Origin of the sequence: Oceanobacillus alkalisoli (assembly GCF_021556485.1) — a bacterium.
GTDB classification, from domain to species: Bacteria; Bacillota; Bacilli; order Bacillales; family Amphibacillaceae; genus Oceanobacillus; species Oceanobacillus alkalisoli.
Window position 1 is genome coordinate 105,621 of sequence record NZ_JAKGBW010000013.1, and the last position, 8,246, is coordinate 113,866.

The following is an 8,246-nucleotide window of genomic DNA, read 5'->3' on the forward strand; positions in this document are numbered from 1 at the left end:
AGGATACCCATGAACAACTGGTCTGAATTAGTAGAAATACAGCCTCTGGCAACTCAGATTCTCACAAACAGTATAACAAAAGGCCGAATTTCTCATGCGTATCTTTTACAAGGTGAACGGGGAACTGGGAAAGAGCAGATTGCCCTCGTCATGGCGAAGAGTCTCTTCTGTGAAAATAGACAAGAGACAGAGCCGTGTAACACCTGTAATAACTGCAAACGAATCACTTCTGGCAACCATCCGGACGTTCATTGGATCGAGCCAGAAGGTTTATCCATATCAAAGGAGCAAGTGCAGCATTTACAGAAGGAATTCTCCTATTCTGGGATGGAATCCAATCAAAAGGTGTATGTTGTTAAACATGCGGACCGGATGACGGTAAATGCAGCGAACAGTCTCCTGAAATTTTTAGAAGAACCGAGTAAGCAGACGACAGCAATGATGCTTACGGAAAACAGTGGGGCGATTCTTGCAACAATCCGCTCTCGTTGTCAGGTTATAGACTTAAAGCCGCTGAACCCCCTGCAGTTTCAGAAGCAATTGGTTACAGAGGGAATGCGAGAGCAAGATGCAACCTTGATGAGCGCGCTGACGAATAATTTAGATGATGCGTTTCAGGTTGTGCAAGACGAATGGTTTGTGGAAGCAAGAAAGCTAGTGTTACAATTAATAGAAATGCTCACAACCAATCATGATAATGTTTATCTCTATCTCCACAGTAAATGGCTCACACATTTTAAAGAGAGAGAGGATCACGACCGAGGGCTTGATATCTTACTCCTCGCCCTGCGTGACGTCCTTTATTACCATATTGGGAATGAGGGTGCGATGACCGTTTTCAAACCGGCGGATGCATTACTCGAGAAGAGCTCGATGAAATTTTCACAACATCATTTATCGAAACTGCTTGATTACATCATCCAGGCAAAACGGAAACTCTCACAAAATGTCCAGCCTACATTAGTAATGGAGCAGCTCGTACTGCAAATGAAGAGGTGAAAAAAATAGAATGATAGAAGTAATTGGTGTCCGCTTTAAAAAGGCGGGTAAAATATATTATTTTGATCCAGGGATAGAACAGATTACACCGGACAGCTATGTGATTGTGGAAACAATCCGTGGCATTGAATTTGGGAAAGTCGTTATTGCAAGCAAGCAGGTGGATGAGGAAGATGTTGTACTTCCGCTTAAGAAAGTGATTCGAGTAGCAACCGATGAAGATAAACGTACGGTTGTTGAGAATCAGAAGCAAGCTCAAAAAGCAATGGAAGCCTGTTCTATAAAGGTGATAGAACATGAACTCGAGATGAATATGGTGGATGTAGAATATACATTTGACCGGAATAAAATCATCTTCTACTTCACTGCAGACGGCCGGATTGATTTCCGTAATCTTGTGAAAGACCTTGCATCCATGTTCAAGACAAGAATCGAACTACGGCAAATAGGTGTCCGTGACGAAGCGAAAATGCTTGGTGGTATTGGTCCATGTGGTCGGATGCTTTGCTGCTCGACATTTTTAGGTGACTTTGAGCCTGTATCGATTAAAATGGCAAAAGATCAGAACTTGTCTCTTAATCCAGCGAAGATTTCCGGATTATGCGGTCGCTTGATGTGTTGCCTGAAGTATGAAAATGACCATTATGAAGAAGCTAAAAGAGAACTGCCTGACTTTGGTGAAGCGATTAAGACGCCACACGGTAAAGGTAAAGTTGTCGGCTTAAATATCCTGGAAAAACTCGTACAAATTGAATTAAAAGAACAAGAACGTACGATTGAATATACATTAGATGAAATGATCGAAGAAGGAATGTTAGCGCAGGCCACAAAGTAGTGAAGAGGTGAGTGGGCGTGAATAATAGGGAAATATTTGACCAGGTTGCCGATATGGAAAAGCAAATTGGTGAACTATATGAACGACTTGGCGAATTAAAAGGGCAGCTAAGCAGTGTCCTTGAAGAAAACCATCGCCTGCAAGTAGAGAATCACAATTTGCGCAACCATTTGGAGCAAACGAATCAAGAAAAAGAAAAACAAAAGAAAAACAGTAAAGATGATGATACGAAAGAATACTTACCAGGAGAAGGCCGTGATAACCTTGCAAGGCTTTATGATGAAGGTTTTCACATTTGTAATTTAGAGTTTGGAAGTCCGCGGCAGAATGAAGATTGTATTTTTTGTCTGGATTTCTTTGCAAATAGAAAATAGTGTACTAGCCAAAAACTGTCCTATTATAAAAATAGGGCAGTTTTCTCACGGATTAACAGTCTGTAATATACAGTCCGTAAATCCCTGATTCTGTTCAACTAACATTCAGTAGGGGAAGGAAAGAAAACCCTTGCTGAATGAAGTTTCACTTTATTAAGGTGTTAGTATAGAAAGGATTCCAACATGGTAAAACTATACGATGATGAACGGCTCGATTACTTATTAGCCGACGAGTCGATGAAAATTATCCAAAGCCCGACAGCATTTGCCTTTTCGCTTGATGCGGTATTGCTCGCTCATTTTGCTAGTATCCCACTTAAGCGTGGTACAATCCTTGATTTGTGCACGGGAAATGCAGTGATTCCTTTACTCATGTCGAAGCGGAGTAATGCGAAAATTACAGGAGTGGAAATCCAAGAACGGATTTTTCAAATGGCAGAGCGCAGTATCAAATTCAATAATCTCGGGGAGCAGCTTTCCGTTATTCACGGTGATTTAAAAGAAATGCTGCCGGTGCTCGGTCATAGTAGCTTTGACGTTGTAACGTGTAACCCGCCTTATTTCCGTTCTCCGAAAGCAACAGAGCATAATGAAAATGAATACCTTACGATTGCCAGACATGAAGTCTACTGTACGTTAGAAGATGTTGTTAAAGCGTGTAAACTGCACGTCCGTCCAGGCGGGAAGGTAGCAATGGTTCACCGGCCGGGAAGGCTTGTTGATATCATTACGCTCTTCCGGCAAAATAAAATAGAACCAAAGCGAATCCAGTTTGTTTACCCAAAGCATGGGAAAGAAGCGAACATGCTGTTAGTTGAAGGAATACGTGACGGGAAGTCGGACATCAAAATTCTTCCTCCTCTATATATTTACCGTGGTGACGGGAGCTATACGGAGGAAGCTAGGAGCATTATCTATGGCTAACACGCATCTTGTTTATATGTTGAAATGTAAGGATAATACATTATATACAGGTTATACAAATAATCTTTCCCACCGGGTCATGATGCATGAATCGGGGAAAGGAGCAAAGTATACCCGCGGCCGGGGTCCATTTGAAGTTGTCCATATAGAAGATTTTCCGACAAAGGAAGAAGCGTTACGACGTGAATATGAAATCAAGCAGCTCTCGCGTGCTGAAAAGGAAGAATTAATCGGGGCTAAAAGAAAGAAGTGTGTGCGGAAATGATGATCCAAAAGAGCTTTGCAAATGAAACAGAAGGCGCCATTATTCTCGTTCCGACACCGATCGGGAATCTGGAGGATATTACGTATCGTGCGTTAAATACGTTAAAGACAGCGACTGTCATTGCGGCAGAAGATACGCGGAATACGAAGAAACTTTTAAATTACTTTGAAATTACGACCCCATTAACAAGCTATCACGAGCATACTAGAAATGAGAAAATAGAAAAGCTGATTAACAAAGCGGAAAGTGGAGCACAAATCGCTGTTGTAAGTGATGCAGGTATGCCGGCCATTTCTGATCCCGGTACAGATATTGTCAAGGCTGCATTAGAACGGGATATCAAAGTCATTGTCCTGCCAGGAGCAAACGCCGCCCTTAGTGCCCTTGTTGGTTCCGGCCTCTCGACAGATGAGTTTTACTTTTACGGATTTTTGCCACGGAAAAAGAAAGAAAAGGTCGAGGTTTTGGACAGGTTAAAGTCCATTCCGGCGTCGCTTCTCTTCTACGAATCACCGTTCCGTGTAAAGGATACTGTAAATGTTCTACATGAAACATTAGGCGACCGGAAGATCACATTAGCCCGCGAACTTACGAAACGCTTTGAAGAATATATCCGCGGAACAATAGAAGAGGTGCTCACTTGGGTGGAAACAAATGAATTGAAGGGTGAGTTTGTCATTGTTGTTGAAGGAGCAAATGAAGATGACGCGCAAGCTACTGCTGATTGGTGGATTGATCTCGAGATGAAGGAACATGTAGAGCATTATATGGATCAGGAAGGATTATCAAGTAAAGAGGCTATTAAGCAAACGGCGGTGGATCGCGGTGTTCCGAAACGGGAGGTCTACCAAAATTATCATATTCGGAATTAGCGCCACACAAAAATAAAACTGGGTGCATGATTCAACCCAGTTCATTTAATTTTAGAGTTATGGTGAAACTATCTCCCATGTTGGGTGAACAATTAATTTACTAAGCGGGATTCAATTTCTTGAATTAACGCAGCAGCACCGTCTTTACTAAGGATGAGCTTGCCACCTGCGAGAAGTAAGTTATCATCGGATACTTCACCAGTAATATGGCATGCCATCCGAGATTCATACTTCCGTAAAATAATTTTGTCATCATCCACATAAATTTCAATTGGATCTTTCTCGTGGATGTCCAGTGTGCGTCTTAATTCAATTGGGATTACGACTCTCCCAAGTTCATCGACTTTGCGAACAATTCCAGTAGATTTCATATTTTTTATCCTCCCCAGATAATGTTGGAAACGGCACTCTTTATATGTATGCTGCCAATTTCCTTGTTTTTCTTTATCTAAATAATTGCAGATGTTTTATATTTGTCTATATATTCCGCAATTACTGATAACTTAAGTTAAATTTTAAAATGCAATTCATAACATCTACTTAGCAATAGAATAACAACATCACTAAATAATGTCAATTTTATTTCTCAAAATATTAATTAGTTAGAAAATTAATGATTCAATTTGTCGAAAACAATCTCTCACATGCTAAAGAAAGTTATAACGCCATAAAGTTTAGCTATCATAATAGCTTGATAATCACGTCCAGCTCCAGCGCCCAGCGAGACTTCCTTCACCTCCGTGCGATAAGTCAACATCAGCTCCCTTTGGTCGCTGTGTTTCCTTTATCTCCTACGGGAAAATAGGAAGTTCGATTAAGATCGCCACGTCCTGTGGCAACATCGAACTACCTCCCGACCTGGGAGGCACAGTCCGTACGTCGCTAAACGGGAGCTTACGCTTTTGTTCCATTTGGCAAATTCTTATATAATCGTTACAATAGATTTTAGGTATAATGATACTAATGAGGAGGTTCACCATGGGTAATTCGAAAAACACCTTTTATATAACAACACCCATTTATTATCCAAGTGGAAAGCTACATATCGGTAACGCTTATTCCACGATTGCCTGTGACGTTATGGCGCGGTATAAACGAATGACCGGCTATGATGTGTTCTATCTTACAGGAAGTGATGAACACGGGCAAAAGATTGAGCAGAAAGCGGAAGAGTTGAATGTTTCGCCGCAAGCCTACGTGGACGAAATGGCAGAAGGAATGAAGAAGCTTTGGAAGCTGCTCGAAATTAGCAATGATAAATTCATCCGTACGACCGAGCCGACTCACAAAAAAATTGTTCAGGATATCTTTGAACGTTTCCTTGAACAAGGTGATATTTATCTTGATGAGTATGAAGGCTGGTATTCGATTCCGGATGAAACGTTCTATACAGAAACACAATTAGTCGATGTAGAACATGATAAAAACGGGAATGTTATTGCTGGTAAATCCCCAGACAGTGGACATCCAGTAGAACTGATCAAAGAGGAATCGTACTTCTTCAAGATGAGCAAGTATGCAGATCGTTTACTTGAACATTACGAAACACATCCTGAATTCATCCAACCAGAATCCCGTAAAAATGAAATGATTAATAACTTCATTAAACCGGGACTGGAAGACTTAGCAGTCTCTCGTACTGTATTTTCTTGGGGGATTCCAGTACCGAGCAATCCGAAGCATGTTGTGTATGTATGGATTGACGCTCTGGCGAACTATATTACCGCACTTGGTTACGGTACGGAAAATGATGAGTTGTTCAATAAATACTGGCCGGCAGATGTCCATATGGTTGGGAAGGAAATTGTACGCTTCCATACCATTTACTGGCCGATTATGCTAATAGCTCTTGATTTGCCACTGCCGAAGAAAATTTTTGGTCATGGCTGGCTCTTAATGAAAGACGGAAAAATGTCGAAGTCGAAAGGAAATGTCGTCTATCCGGAAATGCTTGTTGAACGCTATGGTTTAGATGCATTGCGCTACTACTTAATGCGTGAAGTTGCGTTCGGAAGCGATGGCGTCTTTACTCCGGAAGATTTCGTCTCCCGTGTTAACTTTGACTTGGCAAATGACCTCGGAAACTTACTGAATCGTACAGTCGCCATGATTAATAAATATTTAGACGGACAAGTTCCAAGCTACAAAGGAAATGTTACGGCTTTTGATGAGGACTTAAAACAAACAGCTGCAGAAACGATTACAGATTACCAGAAAGAAATGGAGAAAATGCAATTTAGTAGTGCACTCACGCATGTATGGCGCCTCATCTCTCGAGCGAATAAATATATTGATGAAACCGAGCCATGGAAGATTGCGAAAGAGGAAGACAAACAAGCAGAACTTGCAAGTATTATGGTACATTTGGCAGAAAGCTTGCGGATTGCTGCATCCCTACTGCAACCGTTCCTAACACATGCACCGAAGAAAATTTTCGAACAACTCGGCCTAGATACAGATATGGCGGGGAACTGGGAAGATGTTCAATTTGGGAACTTCCCTGAAAATGTTACAGTCGTTAAGAAGGGTACTCCAATCTTCCCGCGTCTTGAAGCAGAGGAAGAAGCAGAATACATTCGTTCCCAAATGGCTGGGGGCGCTGCTAGTGAAGAAGAATGGAACCCAGAAGAAACCGAACTCGTTTCCAGTAAAGAGAAACAGATTAAAATTGACCAATTTGACCGCGTGGAACTGAAGGTTGCGGAAGTGATCGAATGCTCTAAAGTGGAAGGTGCGGATAAATTGCTGAAATTCCGACTCGATGCGGGCGATAAAGCACATCGTCAGATTCTTTCTGGGATTGCGGAGCATTATCCGAATCCGGAAGAATTAATTGGTAAAAAGGTAGTAATTGTCGCGAACTTAAAACCACGTAAGATGCGCGGAGAAGTGAGCCAAGGTATGATTCTATCTGCAGAATCTGATGGAAAACTTACAGTTGTTGAAGCACCGCAAGACGTGCCGAATGGTTCATTAATTTCGTAAACGGATAAAAAAGAATTACCCTGCTATATGGAGCAGGGTTTTCTTTATATATGAAGGAGCTGAACAAATGTTATTTGATACACATGTCCACATGAATGCTTGGCAATTTAAAGAAGACCGCGAAGAAACGATCCAGCGTTCCTTTGATGCAGGGGTTACGCATATGACCGTTGTTGGCTTTGACCATGAAACGATTCCTCTTGCGATTGAAATAGCGGAACAATATGAGACGATTTATGCGGCAATCGGCTGGCATCCAGTTGACGCGATTGATATGACGGATAAAGAATTAGCTTGGATAGAAGAGTTGTCCGAGCATCCGAAAGTCGTTGCAATCGGTGAAATGGGGCTTGATTATCACTGGGATAAATCACCGAAAGACGTTCAGGCTGACGTGTTCCGGGAACAGATTCGCTTGGCGAAAAGGTTGGACATGCCGATTATAATCCATAACCGGGAAGCGACGGAAGATATTATTCAAATTCTTGAAGAAGAAAAAGCCCATACGGTTGGCGGAATTATGCACTGTTACAATGATTCGGTACAATATGTCCAGCGCTGTTTAGATATGAATTTTTATATTTCTTTAGGTGGTCCGGTCACATTTAAAAATGCCCCGCTGCCAAAAGAAGTGGCAAAGGAAGTGCCACTGGATCGCTTATTGATTGAAACCGATGCCCCGTATCTTGCACCACATCCAAATCGCGGGAAACGCAACGAGCCTGCTTACGTCAAATTTGTAGCAGAGAAAATTGCGGAGCTTCGAGAAATAACATTAGAAGAAGTTGCTGAAGCGACGACGAAAAATGCATTTAACGTTTATAATATTGAAGCAAAATAAAAATGGGATAGATGGAGAAATCATTGAACTGCGCCCTGTCAAGTGGACAGTAAAAAAATAAAAATCTATGCCGCAGCCTGGTACCGATATTCTAACGGTGTTAGGCTGTTTAATTTCGTTTGGTATCGTTCTTCATTATAAAATTCCATAT

General features: G+C 41.6%; 9 protein-coding genes. 8 read left to right on the top strand and 1 reads right to left on the bottom strand.

Going from position 1 to position 8,246, the window contains the following annotated elements; translation table 11 throughout:
- Positions 1 to 9: 9 nt before the first annotated feature.
- The 6 genes from holB to rsmI all read left to right on the top strand — a co-directional run bounded on the left by holB (position 10) and on the right by rsmI (position 4,269).
- Positions 10 to 999, top strand: coding sequence for a DNA polymerase III subunit delta' (gene holB / locus LZD48_RS13150; protein ID WP_235763187.1), 990 nt, complete (start codon positions 10 to 12; stop codon positions 997 to 999).
- A gap of 10 nt (positions 1,000 to 1,009) precedes the next feature.
- Positions 1,010 to 1,834 (top strand): PSP1 domain-containing protein, encoded by an 825-nt coding sequence (locus LZD48_RS13155; protein WP_235763188.1) that lies wholly within the window; start codon positions 1,010 to 1,012, stop codon positions 1,832 to 1,834.
- A gap of 17 nt (positions 1,835 to 1,851) precedes the next feature.
- On the top strand, positions 1,852 to 2,208 hold the full coding sequence (gene yabA / locus LZD48_RS13160; protein ID WP_235763189.1) for a DNA replication initiation control protein YabA: 357 nt from the start codon (positions 1,852 to 1,854) through the stop codon (positions 2,206 to 2,208).
- 183 nt (positions 2,209 to 2,391) lie between these two features.
- Positions 2,392 to 3,132: a tRNA1(Val) (adenine(37)-N6)-methyltransferase gene (locus LZD48_RS13165; RefSeq protein WP_235763190.1), complete on the top strand. Its 741-nt coding sequence runs from the start codon at positions 2,392 to 2,394 to the stop codon at positions 3,130 to 3,132.
- Positions 3,125 to 3,397 (top strand): GIY-YIG nuclease family protein, encoded by a 273-nt coding sequence (locus LZD48_RS13170; protein ID WP_235763191.1) that lies wholly within the window; start codon positions 3,125 to 3,127, stop codon positions 3,395 to 3,397. Before LZD48_RS13165 ends, LZD48_RS13170 begins: the two co-directional genes overlap by 8 nt.
- Positions 3,394 to 4,269, top strand: coding sequence for a 16S rRNA (cytidine(1402)-2'-O)-methyltransferase (rsmI, locus tag LZD48_RS13175; protein WP_235763192.1), 876 nt, complete (start codon positions 3,394 to 3,396; stop codon positions 4,267 to 4,269). Before LZD48_RS13170 ends, rsmI begins: the two co-directional genes overlap by 4 nt.
- 92 nt (positions 4,270 to 4,361) lie before the next feature.
- On the opposite strand, the gene abrB is transcribed toward rsmI, so the two are convergent.
- Positions 4,362 to 4,640: a transition state genes transcriptional regulator AbrB gene (abrB, locus tag LZD48_RS13180; RefSeq protein WP_235763193.1), complete on the bottom strand. Its 279-nt coding sequence runs from the start codon at positions 4,638 to 4,640 to the stop codon at positions 4,362 to 4,364.
- 607 nt (positions 4,641 to 5,247) lie between these two features.
- Between abrB and metG the strand changes: the two genes are divergently transcribed.
- Both metG and LZD48_RS13190 read left to right on the top strand, forming a co-directional pair.
- Positions 5,248 to 7,254, top strand: a complete 2,007-nt coding sequence (metG, locus tag LZD48_RS13185; RefSeq protein WP_235763194.1) for a methionine--tRNA ligase — start codon at positions 5,248 to 5,250, stop codon at positions 7,252 to 7,254.
- 67 nt (positions 7,255 to 7,321) lie between these two features.
- Positions 7,322 to 8,095, top strand: coding sequence for a TatD family hydrolase (locus LZD48_RS13190; protein ID WP_235763195.1), 774 nt, complete (start codon positions 7,322 to 7,324; stop codon positions 8,093 to 8,095).
- The last annotated feature ends 151 nt before the right edge of the window (positions 8,096 to 8,246 follow it).